General features: G+C 47.7%; 2 protein-coding genes. One reads left to right on the forward strand and one right to left on the reverse strand.

The window, feature by feature from the left end; all coding sequences use genetic code 11:
- A partial coding sequence (locus HMPREF3165_RS13515; RefSeq protein ID WP_218079048.1) for a hypothetical protein occupies nt 1-217 on the forward strand: 217 nt, incomplete at its 5' end.
- Nucleotides 218-300: 83 nt separating this feature from the next.
- On the opposite strand, the gene HMPREF3165_RS13285 is transcribed toward HMPREF3165_RS13515, so the two are convergent.
- On the reverse strand, nt 301-1902 hold the full coding sequence (locus HMPREF3165_RS13285; RefSeq protein WP_141745033.1) for a P-loop NTPase family protein: 1602 nt from the start codon (nt 1900-1902) through the stop codon (nt 301-303).
- Nucleotides 1903-2366: the final 464 nt, after the last annotated feature.

A 2366-nucleotide genomic window follows, 5' to 3' on the forward strand; every position in this document is an offset into this window, starting at 1 on the left:
GGCCTTGCGGCTCTTGTCCCGCTCGGTGTTGGAGCCTCTTTTGGGGGTGATGGTGTCGATGACCTGCCCATCGGTAAAGGCGTCGCCTTCCCAGTGGAAACGTCGTGCCGATATTCGTCACAGCGATTTACTTCTTGACTTAAGCGTCAAAATCTCCATAAATCAAGAGCAGGTTACCACACTGCATAGCGATCTGCTAGAATCACAAAACCTCTAAGACGCCCCTGAGAGATAGCCTCAATAATTTGGTGCTACTGCCTTTCGATTTGAGTTCAGGTGGAAATAGCGCAAATGCAACCCCTAGTTGCAAATCCTGAAATGTTCCTCGAACTCGCTGAGATCAAGGATTGCTCGCCTAATTGACCTCAGGTCGAGTGTTGGAATGTCTATATTGTCCGATAGTTCAGACGCTGTGTCTGTGTTTTCTGTCAGGTCGAAAGCGAGCAGCGAGTTTGGTGCAGTCTTTGTTTTCATAAGGTCGATATATGCGCCATAATCGATCGCCCAAACATCGTATCTCTCTCCTGGTCGATCCTTTGCTGAGTAGCCTCGACGAACGAGGTGAAGAACTCTCGAGTTGTATAGAAATAAAATTAGTTCATTGGAGGAGTTCTCTTGAGGAAGTAGGAATGCTCGAGACTTTTTTTCGCGAATCACTTTGTCTATTGACCAGTTTAGCAAGTTGAGTGCATTCGTTTTGTTGCTGATAGCTGTCGCTTTGTCTGTTTGGAACCACTGGCGTGCCGCTGATCGAATATTGTCCACCGAAATTTTTTCATTTCTCGCATTAATTGCAGCCTTGGCTGCAATGTTGATTGCATCTCTTGGGATCCCTTCGGCCGCCCTAACCAACTCTTCGAAAGACCTCTTTTCGGTGAATGCAAGCCTGACTAGATCCTTTTCTGACTTTAGTTCAGTCAGGAACGCAAAGCGACTTTCGTCAACTGACTTTAAGTGCTTAAAGAAAAGCTGGCGAAAAAATTCTGTGGACTGAGATTCGTGCCCTTCATAAATGAGAAATTCATCCAGATTGAGATCTGCAGAGAAGTCGGCCCCTAGTTCTATGCCAATACTCTGTCCATTAATTTCCGTACGAAAATTAGATTCCTGTTCAATGGCACCAATTTTCACCGTGAAGTTCGGAATGGGGCACAGGCATCTGACTAGAAACTCGGAAATTATGGGTTGAATATTGAGAGGAATAGAGCTCCATTCGTCAAGCAATATCCAGATCCTGCGTGATGACGCAGAACTAATCGCTCTTAAAGCGCTCGCAATATCTGAGAAATTCAGGCGAACGCTCTCTGTTCCTGAACGCTTAACTTCATCAAGTGTTTTATGGGAGTTTGAATATTCGCTGCCGAGTTTCAGTCCTGCAGAAGACAGTGAAGTATGCAGTTTTAAGTCACCGCCATGGGTGTCTTGCGTTTCCGTTACCGTGCGTTGCTCGATACCGCCATCTACCGAAACTGTCGTAATGGAAGTAACGAGGTTGTCTAGTTTGTCAATAAAATAGTTATCTTCAATGAGGTTAGGGTCGTCAATTACTATCGTCAGCAGAGAATCATGAAGCATGTGAAGCAGGTCGATCAGCAGATTCTGTGCTTTTTGTGTGATAGACTCGCCAGAGTCTCCAATTATCGTTCCAGGTGAGCCGATCGTCCGAAGGTCAATATACACAGGAATATCTGACGAGGAAGTTATCACCGATTCTAAGTAACGCAAAGCGTGTGTTTTTCCGGTTCCTCGACGTCCGTATATCACTTGGTTGTCGATTGATTTTAATGGGATAGTAACTCCCGAGTCGGCAAAAGTGTTGCGCAATGTTTTGTTGTCGCTCTTCTCTGCTCGGCGAACAATTGAATAGAGGGCGGAATTGATGCCATTACCTTGGTTCGACATAGCGCTTCCTAAATACGCTTGAGAGTGATAAATGAATATCGGAGATTAAGGTGTGAAGTCTAGTTAATTTACGTGGTAATTCCTTCTGCAGGCCATTCTGAGAGATAGATTCCTACCGTCAATGTCCATGTTGGACAGGGTGTTGTGGCTGTGAGTCTACTACAGGGGTGCTAAGGTCTGAAAGTGTTGTGGGCTGTTACAAGCAGTTAGCCTCGATCTTTCGTGGTCTGGTTGAGTGGGTTTGGGTGGCGTCGTTGCCGGTGTCGTGGGGTTGATTATGCCGGTTGGGTGTGGCGGTCTGCCGCGTGTCGTCTCGCGGTGGTCGGGCCTTTCCAGGGGCCAGGGGGTCCTTCAGGATCGTGGCGGGCAGGAGATGAGTTCCGCGTGTCTACGGGGCGGGGAGTGCCTGGAGGTGCCCGAGCCCGGCAAGCAGGAGGTTGGTCCAGGGGTGGTCGGCCTTGTAG

Source organism: Actinomyces sp. HMSC08A09, assembly GCF_001807465.1.
Classification (GTDB): Bacteria; Actinomycetota; Actinomycetes; order Actinomycetales; family Actinomycetaceae; genus Actinomyces; species Actinomyces oris.

Bases quoted from the DNA above. Each gene is read 5' to 3' on its own strand.
- HMPREF3165_RS13285 (WP_141745033.1), bottom strand. From the start codon at position 1,902: ATGTCGAACCAAGGTAATGGCATCAATTCCGCCCTCTATTCAATTGTT.